This window comes from Paenibacillus chitinolyticus NBRC 15660 (genome assembly GCF_000739915.1).
Lineage (GTDB): Bacteria > Bacillota > Bacilli > Paenibacillales > NBRC-103111 > Paenibacillus_F > Paenibacillus_F chitinolyticus.
In genome coordinates, this window is sequence record NZ_BBJT01000002.1 from 114,488 (window position 1) to 134,205 (window position 19,718).

At 48.0% G+C, this 19,718-nt stretch carries 16 protein-coding genes and 1 pseudogene; 2 read left to right on the forward strand and 15 right to left on the reverse strand.

Annotation, left to right across the window (positions count from 1 at the left end; translation table 11 throughout):
• Positions 1 to 45 precede the first annotated feature (45 nt).
• On the reverse strand, positions 46 to 1,053 hold the full coding sequence (locus PCH01S_RS02255) for a zinc-dependent alcohol dehydrogenase (protein ID WP_053228626.1): 1,008 nt from the start codon (positions 1,051 to 1,053) through the stop codon (positions 46 to 48).
• 124 nt (positions 1,054 to 1,177) lie between these two features.
• On the reverse strand, positions 1,178 to 2,011 hold the full coding sequence (locus tag PCH01S_RS02260) for an AraC family transcriptional regulator (protein ID WP_042226464.1): 834 nt from the start codon (positions 2,009 to 2,011) through the stop codon (positions 1,178 to 1,180).
• A 162-nt stretch (positions 2,012 to 2,173) separates the two neighbouring features.
• On the opposite strand from PCH01S_RS02260, the gene PCH01S_RS02265 reads away from it, so the two are divergent.
• A complete protein-coding gene (locus PCH01S_RS02265) occupies positions 2,174 to 3,151 on the forward strand; it encodes an arsenic resistance protein (protein WP_042226465.1) in 978 nt (325 codons plus the stop codon).
• Between the two features lie 93 nt (positions 3,152 to 3,244).
• Here the strand turns inward: PCH01S_RS02265 and PCH01S_RS02270 are convergent, their stop codons facing one another.
• The 8 genes from PCH01S_RS02270 to PCH01S_RS02310 all read right to left on the reverse strand — a co-directional run bounded on the left by PCH01S_RS02270 (position 3,245) and on the right by PCH01S_RS02310 (position 14,283).
• Complete coding sequence (locus tag PCH01S_RS02270; protein ID WP_042226468.1) at positions 3,245 to 3,460, reverse strand: DUF6366 family protein; 216 nt, start codon at positions 3,458 to 3,460, stop codon at positions 3,245 to 3,247.
• A gap of 130 nt (positions 3,461 to 3,590) precedes the next feature.
• Positions 3,591 to 4,487 carry an RCC1 domain-containing protein gene (locus tag PCH01S_RS02275; RefSeq protein WP_042226470.1) on the reverse strand — a complete coding sequence of 299 codons (897 nt, stop codon included), beginning with the start codon at positions 4,485 to 4,487 and terminating at the stop codon, positions 3,591 to 3,593.
• Between the two features lie 473 nt (positions 4,488 to 4,960).
• Complete coding sequence (gene cysC / locus PCH01S_RS02280) at positions 4,961 to 5,524, reverse strand: adenylyl-sulfate kinase (RefSeq protein WP_042226472.1); 564 nt, start codon at positions 5,522 to 5,524, stop codon at positions 4,961 to 4,963.
• Positions 5,525 to 5,571: 47 nt separating this feature from the next.
• Entirely contained in the window at positions 5,572 to 7,368 is a 1,797-nt protein-coding gene (locus tag PCH01S_RS29570) for an ATP-binding cassette domain-containing protein (RefSeq protein WP_084706502.1), read from the reverse strand.
• A 25-nt stretch (positions 7,369 to 7,393) separates the two neighbouring features.
• The gene (locus PCH01S_RS30760) at positions 7,394 to 9,235 is read right to left on the reverse strand and encodes an acyltransferase family protein (RefSeq protein ID WP_164977139.1); all 1,842 of its coding nucleotides are present in this window, start codon (positions 9,233 to 9,235) and stop codon (positions 7,394 to 7,396) included.
• Positions 9,236 to 9,350: 115 nt separating this feature from the next.
• The gene (locus PCH01S_RS02300) at positions 9,351 to 12,347 is read right to left on the reverse strand and encodes a sulfotransferase (protein ID WP_042226474.1); all 2,997 of its coding nucleotides are present in this window, start codon (positions 12,345 to 12,347) and stop codon (positions 9,351 to 9,353) included.
• Between the two features lie 278 nt (positions 12,348 to 12,625).
• Positions 12,626 to 13,333, reverse strand: a complete 708-nt coding sequence (locus tag PCH01S_RS02305; RefSeq protein ID WP_042226476.1) for a DNA alkylation repair protein — start codon at positions 13,331 to 13,333, stop codon at positions 12,626 to 12,628.
• A 41-nt stretch (positions 13,334 to 13,374) separates the two neighbouring features.
• Complete coding sequence (locus PCH01S_RS02310; RefSeq protein ID WP_042226478.1) at positions 13,375 to 14,283, reverse strand: LysR family transcriptional regulator; 909 nt, start codon at positions 14,281 to 14,283, stop codon at positions 13,375 to 13,377.
• A gap of 143 nt (positions 14,284 to 14,426) precedes the next feature.
• Between PCH01S_RS02310 and PCH01S_RS02315 the strand changes: the two genes are divergently transcribed.
• A complete protein-coding gene (locus PCH01S_RS02315; RefSeq protein ID WP_042226480.1) occupies positions 14,427 to 15,446 on the forward strand; it encodes an alpha/beta fold hydrolase in 1,020 nt (339 codons plus the stop codon).
• A 227-nt stretch (positions 15,447 to 15,673) separates the two neighbouring features.
• Here the strand turns inward: PCH01S_RS02315 and PCH01S_RS31815 are convergent.
• The 5 genes and pseudogenes from PCH01S_RS31815 to PCH01S_RS02335 all read right to left on the reverse strand — a co-directional run.
• A pseudogene (locus PCH01S_RS31815) lies at positions 15,674 to 15,760 on the reverse strand (NAD(P)-dependent oxidoreductase); the annotation flags it as partial.
• An 85-nt stretch (positions 15,761 to 15,845) separates the two neighbouring features.
• Complete coding sequence (locus PCH01S_RS02320) at positions 15,846 to 16,325, reverse strand: GyrI-like domain-containing protein (protein WP_042226481.1); 480 nt, start codon at positions 16,323 to 16,325, stop codon at positions 15,846 to 15,848.
• A 307-nt stretch (positions 16,326 to 16,632) separates the two neighbouring features.
• On the reverse strand, positions 16,633 to 17,127 hold the full coding sequence (locus PCH01S_RS02325) for a DUF4358 domain-containing protein (protein ID WP_042226482.1): 495 nt from the start codon (positions 17,125 to 17,127) through the stop codon (positions 16,633 to 16,635).
• A 4-nt stretch (positions 17,128 to 17,131) separates the two neighbouring features.
• Entirely contained in the window at positions 17,132 to 18,289 is a 1,158-nt protein-coding gene (locus PCH01S_RS02330; protein WP_042226484.1) for a DHHW family protein, read from the reverse strand.
• Between the two features lie 14 nt (positions 18,290 to 18,303).
• A complete protein-coding gene (locus PCH01S_RS02335; protein ID WP_042226486.1) occupies positions 18,304 to 19,710 on the reverse strand; it encodes an MBOAT family O-acyltransferase in 1,407 nt (468 codons plus the stop codon).
• Positions 19,711 to 19,718 lie beyond the last annotated feature (8 nt).

Here is a 19,718-nt window from a genome sequence, read left to right on the forward strand (position 1 = left end):
GCCAAAATGTCCTTTGCCCATTCTTTTATGAATTCGATTCCTTATTTAGCTCTGATCTTTTAAATTCGTCCAATCAAAAAGAACCCCCATGGCTGAGCTGCGGTTCTGCACCAGTGAATCATAGACCTGAGCGGCCTCTAGCGGGGAATAACGATGGGTAATCAACGGGGCTACATTCATTCTTCCTTGCGTAATATAACTCAAATACAGAGCCGCCATATCGGGATGATCCCAACCTTTGTAATTCATCGTTCCATGGATACCCAGAATGGCAACGGAGTTGGATACCACATTGCTTCCGATTCCCTGTGCAGTAGGAGTAGCGGTATCTCCGAGTAAAATCACGCGTCCGAACTTGTTGACGAGTTGTGTGGCCTCAGCTAATACTGCCGGATGACCCGTAATATCGAAGACAACGTCAAGCATTTTCCCCTTAGTCTTCTTTGAAATTTCCGCCTTAGCTTTCGCCCCATCCATAGCCATCCGGTGGATACCCGCCTTTTCAGGAAGGAGTCGGATTCGGCTCTCCGCCGGATCAATGGCGTATATCTCTTTGGCGCCAGACAGATAGAGGTATTGGGTAACCAATTGTCCAAGGAGTCCAAGTCCGATCACACCGACCGTTTCTCCGAGAAATAACTCCGCTCTCCTTACCCCAAGCTGCGTTGTTTTGGCAAGACTGATCCATACGCCTTCCTCAGAGCTGACCTCATCCGGAAGCACAGTTACATGGGTAGCTTCTGTCTTAAAATATTGGGTATGCGGTCCATCGACAAATACGCGATCACCTTTGTGAATGGCCCGGACATCCTCACCGACTTCAAGTACTTCAGCGACCATGGAATAACCGGGGTAAAACGGATACTTAACCCAGCTAGCCCAGTTTGTATCCTTGTCGAACACGCCTCTAAGACATTGAAGCTCCGTACCTGTACTAATGAGTGAAGTGATAGCCGCGCATAAAATTTCTGTCTTTCCGAGTTTGGAATCGAATGATTCCTTGCGAATCTCTACCTTTTGTTTTTCAGCGAAAACGATGCTTAATGTTTCCATCTTCATTCCTCCTCCGAAGGGATGATTTACCCTTGTGATTAGCTTAGATGGATCGGATTAGGAAAAGAAGAGCATGGTTTTGCAGAAATTTAACACTTATACAGGTCAAAATGTCGGATGAATATTAGAGGTTTTTATCAAACAAACCCTTGTATTGACTTGGGGAAATACCCGTGTACTTCTTGAAAAGACGGGTAAAGGTTTGGACATCGTTAAAACCAAGGCTGGTGCTAATTTCCGTCATGTTCATTTCCTGTATTTTCAAAAGCGATTTGGCTTTTTCAATTTTGATCTCCCGATGCAGCAGGATGGGCGATTTGCCGAACATTTCTTTGAAACGGTTACTGACATAGGTTGGATTCATATGTAATTCCTTGGCGAGATCCGATAACGAAAAGGAAGCCTCCGGCTGGGATACGATCTTCAGTAAAACGGATAAAAAGCTGTGAGACTGCTGCCTCATCTCGGCGACGTGAACTTTTTCAAAAGCATTGTCTACTAGTAAATACAGTAATTCCAGCGATTTAGCTTTTTGCAAAATGATGTTGGATATGTAGCCCCCTTGTGTCCTGGAGAGCATAAATTCGTCAAATACAGCTTCGAATTTTTTGTGGTTTTTCAGCGGATAAATGTAGGGGATTTGTAGAAGCGGCAGAACATCAACCACATTCTGAATCTTAAAAGTGAAATTCCACCATAGAAACTCAGTCTCCTCATCATTATCTTTATATTGATCATATTCCAAATCAGGAGGAATAAAGATGACGGTTCCCGGATCAATGTCATAGATTTGGTTCTGAACTCTAAGTTTAGCTGATCCTTTTCTTATATAAGTCATCATATAAAATTCTTTAATGATGTTCTTTCTATAGTTCATCTCCGTACGGTGATGGATATCGAACGTCAAAATTTTCAACTCAGCTGTTTCCAGCAGAGATGAGAGGATGTCATCTTTCATAATAAGCACATCCTTTTACGGAAAATGTTTTTAATCGATTTTCTAATTTAGGGACATTAATAGTTAATGAGATTAATTATGCTAATATGAGTGCTAGAGCGACGGTTGACTCGATACCGATTCGTTCTAGAGTAACTCTTGTTAGAAAGGACCGTGCAAGAAATGATTTCAAGAGAACAATTAGAAAAAAATCAAGTATGGCTTTATGCTTTCGTACTAATCATCGCCGCTGGATTTGGTTTGTTGTGGCCGGATTCCAGCGAAAACTTAGATCGTATGATTTCGTTTGTACTTGCCATCTTAATGTATGGAATGTTTGCCCAAATCCCGTTCTTTCGTTTAAAAGAGGCGCTAGCGAATCGAAAGTTCATCTATGCGCTATTGATTACAAATTACCTAGTCGTGCCTGTCCTAGTTTGGGGATTAACCCGGTTTCTTCCTAACGATCCGGCAATCCTGTTAGGTGTACTTCTTGTTTTGCTTACTCCCTGCATTGACTACGTTATTGTCTTTACACATCTTGGACGCGGCAACGAGAAGCTTATTTTGGTCTCAACCCCTATACTCTTCGTGACTCAAATGCTTTTATTACCGGTTTATCTATGGCTTTTTATGGGCAAGACAGCGGCAGAAATAGTGAGCGTCGGGCCGTTTCTCGAAGCATTTTTAGGTCTTATTGTGGTTCCGCTGGTTCTTGCTCTGCTTACTCAATGGTGGTCAAGACGACAACCGCTGGGAGAACGTTTTCTTGACGCGACAGCATGGCTTCCCGTACCTTTTATGGCACTAACCCTGTTTGTTGTCGTTGCATCCCAGATCTCTAAACTGTATACCTCTTTTGATTCTATTATCCAGGTGATTCCCGTCTATGCCGCATATATGGCCATCATACCCATTATTGCCCGCATAGTTTCTCGTATATTCCGTTTAGATACAGGGGCGGGGCGGGCTCTTATCTTTAGTGCGGGAACTCGTAATTCTCTTGTCGTTCTCCCCTTTGCCCTGGCGCTGCCTGAACCTCTAAACGGGGTAGCGTCTGCAGTAATCGTAACGCAAACAATTGTAGAACTTATTGGGGAATTACTGTATATTCGACTTGTTCCAAAGGTACTTTTGCGAGACACGGAAGTGCCGAATTAGTAAGGGTTGCGGTACCATAGCATCACTATTCATAGAAAAACAAGACCACCCATTTAATATGAAGGTCTTGTTTTTTCTTTGGAGCGACTAATCTTACTTTAAGACTATTGATGCAACCACAATACCTATTATGATTACAAGAATAAGGATTCCAGTGCTTTTCCAACCTAAACTACCTGTTAAATCAGTAAGGTTTCCATTTTCAGCCCTATTGAACGCATCGCTCATATTTCCGGTCGGATTTCTTTTTAATTCTTCGTGTCTTAGTCTTTCTCTTCTTCTTTCAGGAGTTTCTTTCTCTTTACTCATTACGACACCCCCGTTTTCACTAATTTTAACATAGGTTATTGACAAATTTCCCCTTTAAAAACAATATTCTTATAGAAAAACACCCCAAAACAAAAAAAGCCGCAAGGATGCGACTTACTATATTGAAAATCTAATCTATGGGCAGTCGGATGCCGCGCCAACCGCTTACATCGCATTGACCATATTCATTATCACCCACAGCAACCATCGTTCCGTCCGATTTAAGGCCGACAGTATGAGCGCAGCCCGCCGCTACCGCCACCATATCGCGCCAGCCGCTTACATCACATTGGCCATGCTCATTCCGGCCCGCAGCCACTACAGTACCGTCCGCTTTAAGGCCGATGGTATGATAACTGCCCGCGGCTACCGCCACAATACCGCGCCAGCCGCTTACATCACATTGGCTATGCTTATTCAAACCGACAGCCGCCACCGTTCCGTCCGATTTAAGTCCGACGGTATGAAGGTACCCCGCCGCAACCGCTACCATATCGCGCCAGTCGTTCACATCACACTGGCCATACCGGTTATTCCCCACAATCGTCACCGTTCCGTCCGATTTAAGCCCGGCGGTATGCCAGTCGCCCGCCGCTACCGCGGCTATATCACGCCAGCCGCTTACATGGCATTGGCCTTCATTATTTCGGCCCGCAGCCACCACCGTACCATCCGATTTAAGCGCGACGGTACGGCGCCAACCCGCAGCAACCGCTACAATATCGCGCCAGTCGTTCACATCGCATTGGTTATGCTTATTCCAACCGACAGCCGCCACCGTTCCGTCAGATGAAAGGCCGATTGTATGAGCATTACCCGTGTTCGTCGCCATGTGAACATTGCCAGCCGCCACCGCCACCATATCGCGCCAGCCGCTTACATCGCATTGACCACATTTATTATCTCCTACAGCCGTCACCGTTCCGTCCGATTTAAGACCAACGGTATGACGACGACCCGCCGCTAGAGTCTCTTTAGGCCACCGTTTCACCTGTAACGCCGCTTCAATCGGTGAAATAGAGTCCATGTTTTACCTCCTTGAAAACAAGTCCTATTTTATTTCAACCACCATATACTTCTGTATCCAACTAAAAGAGATTTTCCGAGCAACAATAATCGGGTGTCTATTGCCAGCATCAAACTGATCATAAAGTGAACAAAAACCGGCAGTTCGTGGCACGCTGAATGCGACTTGCGTGAGTTGAAACCCCAGCGGATCGGTACCAAACACCCCATACACGGCGGAAAGAGGCAGCGGAAGTCAGGGCGTGACATAAGCATTAGGCTCCGTTTGATTATAGCCAAGTATTCCGGTCTCCAAAAATTGCTTCGCCATCTTGCTGTAGAACATGGCATCGCGCCGGAGGGGGAAACGAGTTGCTGAGAATATAGGTGAGCCTAAGCGCCAAAGCGCTCATAAGTATATAAGATAAATCCATCTGAAGCGCATTCGTTCAGCCTCGTTTTCATAAAATTCCTGTGATCGGAAACTCATCGTCATTACAACTGGCAGTCACAGAGAATACTATCCACGAGAAGTTGGACGCAATGCTCTGTGGGCTCGTGTTCTGTATCCACCGTCAGCTCCGCTTCCAGAGGAGGCTCATACAGCGAGTCGATTCCGGTAAACTGCTTGATGAGACCGGACCTCGCTTTGCGGTACAGCCCTTTGGGATCGCGCTGTTCGCACGTCTCAAGCGAGCATTTTACATAGACCTCCGTATAGTCTTCGGGCCCGAATCGCTGCCGAATCGTGTTCCTGGTTTCCGCCGAAGGGGAGATCATGGGCACGAGAACGACAAATCCGACGCTTAAAAAGAGCGCGGCGATTTCCGCCGCGCGCCGAAGATTCTCGTTGCGGTCCTGATCCGTAAACCCCAAGTCGCGATTGATGCCCGATCGAAGCTGGTCCCCGTCGAGCACCACGCACCGGATGCCTCGCCGGAACAACTCCCTCTCGGTTTCGGCGGCCAGCGTCGATTTGCCCGAACCCGACAATCCCGAAAACCACAGCACCTTGCCCTTATGGCCGTTCACGCGATTCCATTCACTTTTTTCTATCATGATATGCCTCCTTCAGTTCCAATCTTTATGCTCCCGTTGAACGCTTATCAGTCCCAAGCGTAAGCTTCTCCGATCAACTCGAACAACCGCCGGTTCGGTTCCGTGTAGTAGTTCCGCAGCCATTCCATCGTATCCTTCGGGATTAGCCGGTCGTTTTCGCCTTCATTTAACGAAGCATACCCGCCCGGCTCCCACAGCGGCATATCTAGAAAGGCCAGCACTTTCCGATAGCTTTCCGCGGGATTTCGGAACAAGGTCTCACTGCTCATGACGAGGATCTGATCCTTGGGGAAATACCGGTACCATCGCTCCAATTGCTCCGCGTATAACCCGCGCTTCAAATACGAGTAAATCGAGCAGTTCTGACTTGTGAAGCGGGGGTCCCGGCTCATGCGGTCATACTCCCCTTCCACCCTGGAGCGCTCGGCCTGCAGTGCTTCCGGAAATGACATCGGTTCCAAACCTCGTCTGACCATCATCTGATAATGCGAATAGGCTCGGTGGATCGGATTGCGCAAGAGTGCAATCAGTTTAACGTCAGGCAGCCATTCGCGCACCCTGCCGGGCGTCTGGGGATGGAACAGATAGTAGGGACTGGCCTCTCCCGTTATACTGCCTTCCGGCAGATCGGGCGGGAAATTTTTCTTATACCAGTCATAACCGAAGTGATACTGCTCATCGAAAAAATGAACCTCCTTCACCGCGGCGGATTTGATGTTCGGATTCTGCGTGAGGTCGTGATACAGGGAGGTCGTGCCTCCCTTCTGCGTCCCGATAATCAGAAAAGCAGGCTCTGTCGTTGTGTTATGGAACAGCTTTGTCCGGGCGGATCGTACCCATTCCACGTGGCGTTTGCTGTTGATGAAATGAACGTGCTGGACAACGCTTTCCATATCCGTGCCCTGCGGCGCGGTCTCCAAACACCGAACGGCATCCTCGCTCGCCTCTTCTTGCATGCCTAATTCCAGATACACGGACGAACGTAAAATTTTAACGGAAAATTCATTGTAGCCCTTGTCGAGCGATTGATCAAAAAACTGCAAGGCCTTTTCAAAGTCCTTCTGCTGCTGGCTCCTGCAGCCCATCCGGTAATAATATTCCGCCAGATAATCATGGGCAGCCGCGCTCTGCTCATAGGCCATGACCACGTCGCGCGTCGGCCCGCTGAGCTTGATCCGGCCATCCTCGAGCCAGATCGCCAGATCGCAAATGATTTTTGCCTGTTCGCCCGCGTGACTGACGAATACAATCGTGGTGCCCGCGCTTTTCAACCGTAAGATCGCGTTGATGCACTTTTTCTGAAATTCATGGTCTCCGACGGCCAGCACCTCATCGATTAGCAAAATGTCCGGTGTCATGTGGATAGCTACAGAGAAGCCCAGCCTCATATACATGCCGGTCGAATAGCTACGCACCAGTCTGTCGATGTCTTCTCCGAGCTCGGAGAACGCGATGATGCTGTCCATCTTCTCCTGAATCTCCTTGCGTGTAAACCCGAGAACGGAACCGTTGAAGTAAATATTTTCTCTGCCGGTGAAGTCGGCATGGAACCCGGCCCCAAGCTCCAGCAGCGTCGCTACTTTTCCCTCGACCTTGACTCTGCCGGAGGTAGGATGCAGGATGCGGCTGATCAGCTTCAGAAGCGTGCTTTTGCCGGAACCGTTTTTGCCGATCAACGCCAGGCTTGTCCCCTTCGGTATCTCCAGCTCGATATCGCGCAGGACCCATTTTTCCTTCGATGCCGCAGGCGTGGGCGTCGTCACGATGTCCTTGATCGTATTTCGCTGCCCGCTAAGCTTGTTGAATTTTTTAGATACCCCATGCAGCTCGATTGCGTTTTTCATGTGCTCACTCCCGTTTCTAAGCCATTCATACTTCCTCGACCACATGCTTCTGCAATAGCGAAAATACGGCGAGTATCCCCATGTTGACGACTGTAAGAACGAACAGCATCGGGAGAAGAATGCCGAAGTCCGGCCACTGGCCGTATAAAAATATGTCCCGGTAAGCGTCAATGATCGGGGTCATCGGATTGTAATCGAATACCCATCGGAAGGAGCCCGGGATCAGTGATAAAGGAAATAAAACCGGGGTCAAATAAAACCATACGACCATCAGGACGTTAACGATATGCTCCATATCTCGAAGATAAACCGTACCCAGAGCAGACAACATCACGATGGGCAAGATAAGCAGCGTCTGCGCTAGTAATATGATCGGAAAAGCCGAAAGGGTCGCTGTGAGTGGAATTCCGCTAAGCCAGAGAGCCGGGATTAAAATAATTAGCGTAAGCAAGTAGTTGACCAGATTGCTTCCGATGACCGATAGCGGGATCACTTCTCTCGGAAAATAAACTTTCTTCATAAGCTCCGCATGATTAACCAGGCTTCTGGCGCCGCCGGAAATCGACTGTGAGAAAAAATTCCATGGCAGCAGTGCCACCAGAATGAATAATGGAAAATGGGGAATATCCGCCTTCATGATGAAGGAGAACACCGCAGCGTATACGCCCAGCATCAGAAGCGGATTCATGAACGTCCACAAGAACCCAAGCGCCGAGCCCTTGTAGCGCGTCCGCAAATCTTTCAATATCATGTTCCGAAGCATCTCCCGATATTGGTAGATGTCCTTCAGCGGATGAATCGAATTTCTCTCTTCGAAGATACGGACGGCTAGCTTAAAGATTTCCTTCAACGCATAGAGGCTCCCGAGCCAAGCGAGATTGATCAAGAGAGACAATGACATGATGACGACGGCGACGATCGGCACATAACCCAGAGGATTTCCATGAATAATGTCCCACGGCCGACGCTCGTAAAGCCACTCCATAATCAGCACATGACTCAAGTAAATATGGAATACGGATGAGCTCATAAAAGAAAGGAGCCGTGGGCCGCCCGTAGTTGCCTTACGGAATCCGAACTGTTTGACTCCAACGAAGACCGCAGCAGCTGTAAAGAGGACGGGAACAGACGTATATTTGTAAAAATACATATTCGCAGAGGGGTACGTGCTTAAAATCCAATGGCTTCCGCCCGCGATGGCCATAAACGACAAAAGACCGAATCCGTAGAGGAGTCGTCTCTTCCCCTTGTCCAACTCTACCCTCGACAATACGTAACCGAGCAGAAAATAACCGATATAGCCTGGCAAGCTGGAAGCATCGATCACGAAACTCCAGCTTTTCCATCCTGCCAGCGTCGCTAAATTGGAGAAAGCCAGTCCCGCCCCTCCGATATAGAATACGGCACGCGGCGGGACGCGTCTAACCAGCACCCGAAGAAGAGGTGTAATCAAATAAAGAAGAATGATCATGTATACGTACCAGAGATGGTAGTGAAGCGTCCCCTTGACCAAACCTGTGGCTAACTGGTCCCAATTGAAAGAATGCATTTCCTTGCGAAGGTCCCACAAATAATAAATCATGCTCCATAGGAGAAACAGCGGCAGAAGTTTGCCGAGCCTTTTTCGATAAAAAGACATAGCCGATTCGTTCCGGCCATGAGCTAGCAGAAGCGCCCCGCTAATCATGACGAATACGGGAACGCTCCATCGGAAGGCGGCGTTAATGATGTGGGCCGTCCACCAATAGTGGATATCGCCGATGTCGCTCCTGATTCCAATGATCGGAGCGGTTATGTGTATGAGCACCACTCCGATCATCGCCGCGATTCGGAGAACATCCGTATAGATCCATCTTGATCTTGCCATATCGTATTTCTCCCAACATAAAATTCCGCCGGCCTCACGACTTATCGGTTAATGAGCCGTTTCAGCAGCGTTTTTCTTTGCCTGATCCCATTCGCGCATATGGATGTGGTAACGATCATGAACGAGCCTCTCTTTTGCCGGAAGGCAAATGGTTGTATTCCAGCACGTAACGCGCCCGATCCCCCGACACATAGTTTCGTACATGCTCGGGATCGAACAAAAATGCTTTAAGTTCATCCTCGCCGCTCAATACCTTGCCCAGCTCCGGATGCGCATCGATGGTCACGGCAATATTGCCGCTTTGCGGCGAGGTGAGGACGGGCACGCCTGCCGCGATCGATTCCTGGAGCGTGTAAGAGTAGCTCTCCGGAACAATCGACCATAGCAATACCAGGTCGATGTCTTGCGCGATCAGCAGATTGGGCGCCCCCATCCTTCCTTCCAGGAGGAAGGAATAGCGATGTACCGAGACCTGATCGGCATACTTTTCTTGCGAGCCTATATGATGGAATTCATACAGGCGGCCGAGGGCTTCATCTTTATACAAACGTTCCCACACCGACCATCCTTTGTTTTCCATTTTATAACCGAGGAAAGCGATCCTGATTTTACGATTCTCAGGCGGGGACTTGTAGATGATCGTTTGTCTGTCGAAGATCAGATGTCCCCTGACCCGTATTTTATCCGTCATATCCGGATAGACGGCAGCGACCGTCTCTTTGACAAAATCAGAAGGAACTACGATTCGATCGGACTGATGAAGCACAGGCCGCAGGGCTTCCCGCCACTCCGCGAGCGCTATGCCGTGCGTACAGTTCTGACAGATGGCCGCATCGGTTCCCGCAGTGGTGATGATATCGGCAATGCAGGTACGTCTTTCTTTGGCTTCTTTGATGCTCTGGCGGATTTTGGGCTGATACATCATGTGATAGCTGGAACATAACGCGAAAAAGTCGTGCATGAAAAACGTATGGGGAAGGACGCCCGCCTCTTCCACGTTCCGCAACAGTGCCGTATAATCGCTTATTTGCCAGTTCAACAGATGATGGGTATAAATTTCAGCAAGATGCCTATGAATTCGGGAGAGCCACTCCGTAATCTCTTGCACCGAATAAAAGCCTCTAAATTGATCGCTCACGACCACTCCGTAAAAAGTGTCTTCCTTTGTGTTCAACAAGGAATAGCTCTGGCCCGGATAGATCTGAATGATACCCACGTTGTTCTGAGACAAGTACGAAGCTTGCTCATAAATATACTTCTCGGTACCGCCCATGGATTCCAAGTAGTTCGTATGGGAGAAGATCAACGCATACTGCTTATAAGGAAGTCTGCCGGTCAAGCCGGCGTGCAGCGAGTGCTGGTTCCTTCGAATCGCGTATCGCTGCAGCAAGCCCTTGGCCCATCCTTTGAACCGACGCTTGGCGCTACGCTCGATCTCTCTCCCCATCCGAAGCGGCAGGGTTATCTTCCAAGACAACGATCCCGAATATGAAGCTACCTCCTGCCGGTAGTTTTCGATTTCCAAATCCTTTTGCCGAATCAGCAGGACACGCTCTTCCTTCGCCTGCTGCTCTCTTCTTTCTATCTCGGCGTTTAACCGGCTCGCTTCGGCTCGTTGTTCTTGCAAATCGCGGCTTATAGCGGCAAGCTTCGCCTCGCGTCTCCTGCTGTCCTCGCATAGAAGCTCGAGCGTATCGATCTGCTCTCCGATCTGTTTGGCGGCCAGTTTAAGCGCTTTCTCCTTCTCGGCATTCGCTGTCAGCAGTCGTTCGATTCGCAGGCCGGCATCGTGAAGCGCAGCGGACAAGGCAACTTCGGCAGAATGTTGAAGCTGAAGCGCCTGAACCACATCTTCTCCTATTTCGAACGAGCAGCTTAGCTCCAGGCGCAAGGTTGCAGTCTCTCCATGCGGGGGCAAATCTCGAATCAAAAGCTGCGACGTATTGCCCGTGCTTATACCGGATACGCAATCCGCTTCTTCACCCACCCCTGTGAAGGCCAGGAACTGTACGTACTCTTTGGCATAGCCGCGAAGAAGATTGGCTTCTTCTCCTTCATAAACAAGACTAAGTTTGGACAATTTGAAATACGCGGGCTCGGTAAAAAAATCGATTCGCAAAACCGATCCGAGCGATTCGCGAATTTCGACCGTTTGAAGACTTTTCTGTCCTTTCGCGCTCACAGTTATATATGTCGATTTATCCTCTGTGAACCGCCCGTCCGCTCCCGCCCAATAAATCCGAATTCGGTAAGATTTTTCGTGGTTCAAGAGCCGATCGATTTGGACCATCTGGTCATAGGCGTTTTGGACATTCTCGCGCAGCTCGTCTGTACACAGCGCATCAGAGTCTCTCTCGCCGCTCAATCCGATTTGATAGGTTTGTCGTACCATGGCGGGGACTAAGCGGTCCTCCCACACATCCTGCATCGAGAAACTGGAATGCCGCAGGCCAGGCTTCGGCAAACCGCCGACTCTCGCCCGCTCCGCAGCGCCGTACGGAATGTTTAGAAAGTCGCTGATTCTCTGACCCGTCTCGACAGGCTGTTCCAGCAATCGGTCGTAGTCAATTACGATTCGCCGCTTATGGCTCGTGTAATACAAGCTGGAGAGGACATATAAATTCCATATTGCGAAAGACTTGTCATGTAGAAAATGATCTCTTTTATACAGTGAAGCGGCTACATTTAAAGGATTGCGCAGACTGAGAATATATCGGGGTTCCATGTTTAGTTCTTCAAACACGGACTGCCACAACGGGAGCAGCAGACACGTCCGCGGATCCTTGAATCCCCATACTGGGTGTCCGGAGAAGTCTCTGGAGACAATATCGACCAGTCTCGCCCGGCTCGCCATTCCTCCCTCGGTCAGCCACCACTGCTCGGGCAGCGGCTTTGTGGCATCCCAGGACGAAGATAGGCGCTCCAGCAGCTCATCGTGAACAGCTACGATCTCGGCGTGTTCCCAGAAGCCCTCAGGGTTGTCCTCCCTGGGTGGTACCATCTGATGCTCATGACCCATATGGACGCCCAGCGATCTAACCGTTTGAGCCAGCAGCGAGGTGCCGCTTCGATGCATTCCCAGGATGATTACCGCTATTGGTTTAGCTGACATTGCTGCACCTCTTTTAGATAAATAACGAACAACAACTTTAATGCAACACTCGACCATATTCGACATAATCTCGCATGATTCCTTCTAACGATGTTCTATGTCGTTTATTTATCCCTGCCCCATTCGCGAGATGGATATTGCTCTTAAATCTACAGATCGAGTAACGGACGGCTAATCGTTCTGGCTTCGGCAGCGAAACGCAAAAAAGAGGGGGGGCTGCCCCTCTCTTTCATTGCGCGGATCAATTGGCCGAAAATTTTCCATACCTGATGAATGGATTAACACCTGACATATTTTCGTTTGAAGCCGATCTGGCCTTTATCTACCGCTTTTTGAATAGTAACGGAAGCGTTCAAAAACTTGCTTTTTGAGGTATCGCGATTAACTTCCACGGGGCCTGTTTCCTTCGCAATCGCGACTGCCTTATCATGGAGAGGCAGATAGGATACTCCCACCGTGTAGATGAAATTGTTCATCGCGTACTTCGTACGATTGGGGGCATCATGAATCGTATTTTTAACAAGTTCCAACATACCGGCCATTTTCTCTTCGGAAAATTCACGGTCCGGACGATTCCCGAGCAGCCAGCAGTAACAGCTCCAGCCCGCCGACCTTCTTAGCTCCGTATCGCTTGCAATCCATGTATCGGAAACGGTTTGCGCTATATCCGTTTCTGCCAAAGTTACGGCTACCACATAGTCCGATAGCATATAAAAATAAGCTTTATCCATCCACCGTTCAAAATCCGCTTCTGTCATTGCTTCAGGATCCGCGATCATTCCGGCAAAGTACATAGCGTCATAATTCCCTGTAGCATAGAGCTGCTCGGCCAACGGTTGATTTCGTTTTATTTTCCTAAAAAGAGGCTTCATTGCACCTGTTGCCACGCCAAAAAGCGGTTCGTGCGCGCCGTTGGCTTGGTATATTTTCTTCGTGCGTTCCTTACCGAGAGCTTCAAGCTCTCCCATGACCGTTTCCAGATTCATTATTTGCACGTCCTTTTTATTGGTTTCTATCGCTGAATAGGCTAAACGGTTTTATTCTCCTCCTCTATTCCGATAACCTCCCTTGCCGCTTCTATAAAAGATAACAGGATGGGTGAAAGCCACTTGTCTTTATGCCATAACATCTGTGTGTACACGTGCAAGTCCGGAATTTGCCAAGGAAGAGCGACAAGTTCGCCCCGTTCAACTTCGGCTTTCGCTGTTATTTCTGGAAGAAAGGCAATACCGATTCCCGTAATGGCACATTGTTTAATGGCTTCCGCACTTTGAAACTCTAAATACGTAATGCTGTCAATGCCCTCTTTCTCAAATGACCGGTCAAACATGGTTCGATAAGGACAACCTTTTTCATTCGTCAGGAACACTTCTCCGTGAAAATCTTCCAACTGCAGGACAGTTCGTTTCGCAAGGGGATGGTCTGGGGCCGCGAAAAAGCGAAAGGTTTCTTCCAGCATCGGTTCCACGGCAAGTCCGCTTGAGCGAATGGATTCGTCCAGCATAAAGACGACATCCGCGGTTCCCTCAAAGAGCGTTTGCTTGAGTTCTTGGTTGGGAACGGAACGGAAAATGAGACGAACTCCCGGATGACGCGAACGAAATAAGTGAAAGACAACGGGAAGCCGATAGGCGCAAAGAACCTCGTTGGCACTTATCGTTAGGGTGCCGCTTAGATTTTCAGTGTCATGAACGTCACTGCGGGCTTCGTCCAATTTGTTTAGAACCTCTTGAGTATGAGTTAAAAAGCGCTTCCCCGCCGTGGTGAGAACGAGCTGCTTGCCCAAGCGGTCAAATAGACGAACGCCAAGCTCATCCTCCAATGCTTTTATTTGCATCGTGACGTTGGAGGGAACATAGTTCAGCACTTCCGCAGCCCGACTGAAGTTTAAAGTGAATGCAACCGTACGGAACGTATTCAGTTGGCGCAATTCCATCCTTCCATCCCCCTTTTACTTTCAATATTATTGAAAACTACTATGAATTTTATTCACTTTTATTGAGAGTATCACGGATCTATACTAACAACAAGAAATACATTCTAACCGGATGGTTTCATTTTGAAGGGAGCGACTATACGATGGATTATGAAATTTTTGATTTGGGTGACGTAACCTTGCAATCTGGAGTGACGTTACCGAGCGCTTTTCTTGCTTATAAGACTTATGGAAGATTGAATGAGAAGAAGGATAATGTCATCGTTTATCCCACTGCTTTTGGCGACCACCATGTTCAGAATGAATGGTTGATTGGAAACGGTATGGCACTTGATCCGCAAAAATATTTCATTATCGTTCCAAATCTGCTGGGCAACGGATTATCTTCGTCCCCCAGCAACACGCCCGCCCCATTCGACCGGGCTAATTTTCCGCAGGTAACCATTTATGACAACGTTAAATTCCAGCATCGCCTGGTGACCGAAAAATTCGGCATTCAAAAGATCGCTCTCGTAGCGGGATGGTCCATGGGAGGCATTCAGTCCTTCCAATGGGGGGCAAGTTATCCGGACATGGTGGAACGAATCGCGCCTTTCGCGGGAGTTGCCAAGACTTGGCCCCAAACGCATGTGGTTCTGGAAGGAATGAGAGCTCCGCTCATGGCTGCAGTCCGTTTCGATTCAAGTAAACTAAACGAATTGACTTCGGAAGACATGCGCGCCGTTGGCCGTGTCTATGCGGGATGGGGTGTATCGGAGGCGTTTTACAGAGAGGAACTTTATCGGGAGATGGGATTTGACTCCTTGGCGGATTTTATAGTCGGCGTCTGGGAAAATAGCTTTATGCAGATGGATCCGCACAATGTCCTGGCTATGTTATGGACGGGCCAGCATTCAGATATTAGCGCAAACCCCGACTATAACGGTGATTTCGATAAGGCGCTCAGAAGCATTAAAGCGCATGCCTGCGTGATGCCAGGGAGCACGGATCTCTTCTGCCCGGCGGATGATAACGAATACGAGGCTAAGCTTATGCCTAATGCTGTTTTTAATCCTATCGAGTCGATTTGGGGGCATTTTGCCGGTCGCGGAATCAACAATGCCGACAATCAATTTATTGATGACAACCTAAAACGCTTGTTGGCGCTTCGTATAGACGGATAGTTCATCGTCAGAATGGGGGCGATCCTTCCTTCCGATCGTAGTATGAGGTCACCAGAACTTCCTGGTCGACCTCTTTTTTTATGCGGTCGTGCTCGCTGAGCAATTTTGCCCATTAACTCTGAGAATGCCGCCGATCAAATCGCCCGCAGCTCGTGCAGCGGCAAGTTTAAAGGCCATCCCGCAAGGAATGGCCTCCTATTTATGGACGAACACCGGATGATTCCTTGTCCGGGATCCTCACCTCGATAGTCCGTACCGGTAAGGACCTCCAGATCTTTTCGGTAAGCCTCGAAAACCTCTTCTGGTCCGCTATAACCTTATGCTTACGCCGGTCAATCGTGACAGCTCGCTTATTTTCACCCCGCCCTATCCTCCTTCTATGTTCGGTGACCTTAAGTTTCATCCAATTTCAACGGGGATCATGATTACAAATTCGGGTTCCTTTGAGTAAGGGTCTTGATGCATCGGGTATTCTTCAAAATGAGTAACATCGCCTTTATGAAGCTTATAACCTTGACTCTCAATCCAGGCATACATATTGTTATAGGAACTATCAATCTTCTGTCCTTTTTTGTGCTCGCATTTAGCATAGGTTAATGTCGGAAGTGTAACGCTTGTCATTCCTTCGGGGATATCCTCGACTTTAGCGACTTCAACAACGGCATAAAGGGTAAATCCACCCTCGTTAATCTGGTAAGATAACCCCAGAAGAAGCTCCGGATTCAGGATATGTTTGATTTCCTTTAACCGATTGCGCATCTCGTCATGTACAACCCGAATTTCTCCCGCGTTCGCCTCTGCGAATGTACCTGCCCATTTCAACCCAACGGCTCTAAAAGACTCTTTTGTAATAAGTCCAGCTTCATTCCTCTGTTCCATTTGTATCGCCTCCCAAATAACCATGGCTTCGTTTACATGTTCTATTTTAAAATAGAACTATGACAGATGCTGTCAGAATATCATGTGAACGGGTGAAAAAGTTGACTAAAACACAGCGTCTGCATGATGTCATGCCTCGGATTTACGAAAAACAGAAGTTTACGGTCGATGAACTGGCACAAGAGTTCCATGTATCCTATCGAACCATGCTTAGATAAGGCACCTCTTCATCGCGCGGCTGCACTTTAAAAGCTTTTCTTAATATCTACAAAAATGAAGCTCGCATAAAATGCGGATGTCCCTTCAATCATTTTCCAAGAGCCTCATCAAAAGCACGTTCAATTAACCGGGCATCTTTTGAAACCGCAAAAAGAACGTAGCTCCCTTTTACCTTCAAAACATGCTTGTTAATTAGAGCATATTCGTCGGGCCGATAGTCTTTGAACTTTACGGTTTGTTCGTCAATTCTCTTCAATAACCTCTGTTTCACGTAATCGGACTTCCCTTCTTCCTTCAGACGAATGACTGCAATTTCATCCGCTTTTACATTGGAAGTAGCGGTATACAAAATAACGTCTTCCACAACTTCCGCTTCTAGCCCATACAGTTTCTGTACTTTTTCTAGGTCTCCCTTCTTCAGATTATCTAAGTTCACGGACTGTTCGATACGCTTTCCTATCTCATCGACCGGAATAACTTCACTCTTTCCTTTGCCTGAGCATCCCGCAGCTATACATAAGCCGGCAAGCAGTAAAATCAGCAGCGCCCCTTTAAGGCTTCTGTTCGTTAGGTTGTTGAGCATGGTGTTAACTCCTTCCTTTTTCCACGGGCCCTACCATTCTATAGAGAGACTCGTCTTCGAAAAAAGTGTGTAAATTATAAAGCACTAACATGTCATGAATCTGGTTGTCATCTAGCAGTTTCCGGATATCCTCTTCGTAATAACGGGGATCGACCACAAAGATTTCACTGAAATGCGGTGTCAAAAAAGGAACCAAACTGTTGGCGTATGAATCTTTGACAACAAGCAGCTTCCTCTTTTCCTGGCTGCCGGTTTTGATTTTCACAAGAGCATGGTTGCCGTTCATAAACAGCGCATACTTATCCTTTTTGCTTAAATATTCAAAATTGTATAAAGAAGCGGACGTCTGCTTTTCAGCGGTATATTCTACCGTATAGTCGTCGGGAACTTTAGGAAGGAACAAATTCACACTGTCAGGCTGCACGAGTTTATAGCCGCTAGCGGAATATTGCGTGCCATAGAAAGCATTTGATACCTGACGTATCGTAAAGTCTTTTTCTTCTTTAGGCACGAAGCCCATCTGCTTACCCAACTCCCGATAAGCGTAGAAAGCGCCTCGCATCGTCCAATGATGATCCGTACGATAGTAGATCTCTTCATTCCGCTTCGTATGCAGCGCCGGATACACATCGACGAAAGAGACATTTTGAAGCTGCCCGCGTACTTTCTCCATCTTTTCGAGCATCTTCTCGCCCGCAACATAATTCGGGACCTTCTCTGTAAGAACACTGAGAGCCGTAGGTGCAAGCATGACATACGTATGTACGCCAGGTGCCATGCTTGCCAGGCCGTTTAAAGTATCCGCCTTCTTCTGCAATTCGCTATCGGCAGGCGGGTTGAACTTCTGCAGCAGATATCCGTCTCTGCCGATGTAGACTCCGTTGCTCTCCTTCTTCCCCAAAAGCTGATCGGTACCTGATTTTATCCCGATCCAGATATCTCTCAGCATAAACTGATCGGAGATGTATCTCTCGAAATCGGACGTAAACGTTCCATCCAGCAGACTCCCCAGCGATAAGGACGGCAGCTGTTCGAGGCTGCGGTTTTCCGCTTCGGAAAAATCCCGGGAGGGCATCAGAAGATTAACGGCAAAAATCAAATAGATTGCGGTCAATAGAACAAACGTCATGCTTGCAGCCGGGGTATTAAAAAATCTTTTCATGCCGCATCCCCCCTTTAAAATCGGAAATATAGAAAGGGATTATACGTTGCATTGACCAGATAAGCGGTCGATAAAAGCAGGAACAAGGCGTATAAACCCGGTATAATAACAGCGCCGGTTTTTTTGTATTTTTTTGTAAAAGCAGACAAAGCCTTCTCTGGAAGCGGAGTGGCGCACACGGCGCACACAATCAGCAGGAGAATGTTGGTGGAGAGGGCATACATGGAGGCCATGTCCGTGATCACGTGCCCTCCTATACCGAAAAGGATTCCGATAAAAACAACGGCTTCCGGCAGTTGTTCATTCTCGAAGATGACCCATCCCACGATCACTATAACGAGTGTATACAAGTGACCGATGAAAGCGGGTTTCTGTTTGAGCCAGTTCAGTACATACAATTTCTCCAAGGAAATGAAGAAGCCGAAATACAGTCCCCATAAAATGAAATTCCAATTCGCTCCGTGCCACAGTCCGGTTAACAACCAGACGATTCCCATATTTCGTAATTGTTTGAGGCGCCCTATCCGGTTGCCGCCTAAAGGAATGTAAACATACTCCCTGAACCAGGAACCGAGCGATATATGCCACCTGCGCCAAAATTCCGTAACACTTCTGGATATATACGGGTAATTAAAGTTTTTCATAAAATCAAATCCCAGCATTCTCCCGAGTCCCCGCGCCATATCCGAATAGCCGCTGAAATCGAAGTAAATCTGCAGCGTAAAAGCGAGGATGCTTATCCAGGCGGATAGGACGCTGAGTTCCGTGAAGGGCTCCGCTTTTACGCTTGTCCACAGCAGCCCGATGTTATTGGCGAGCAGGACTTTTTTGGCCAGTCCCCGAATGAACAACCGGGCTCCCTCGCCGAAATCGTTTAGCGTCACCTTCCTCTCCCTCAATTGTCCGGCTACGTCCCCGTATTTGACGATCGGACCCGCGATAAGCTGCGGAAACATGGATACATAAGCGCCAAAGGCAATCGGATTTTTTTGCGCGGGTATTTTATTTTGATAAACATCGATGATGTAGGATAGGGTCTGGAACGTATAAAATGAAATCCCCAGCGGGAGAGGAAGATCGGTTGCGTTCATATGAAGCCCAAAGGCTTCATTCAGGTTATTCACCACAAACCCGGCATATTTAAAGAAACCGAGCATCCCCAAGTCCACAAGTAGAGATCCCATAAAGACAGTTCTGGCGATTCGTTTCCGATCCCGGTATTTCTCAATCAGCAGCCCGTTCATAAAGCCGAATAATGTTGAAAAAATCATAATGACGATGTAAACGGGCTCGCCCCATGCATAGAACAGCAAGCTTACGATAAGCAGGATTGCATTGCGGAATGGTTTGGGAGAAACATAATAGAGCAATAATGTCAGGGGAAGAAATAAGTAAAGAAACATGAGACTGCTGAAGACCAACTCTATTA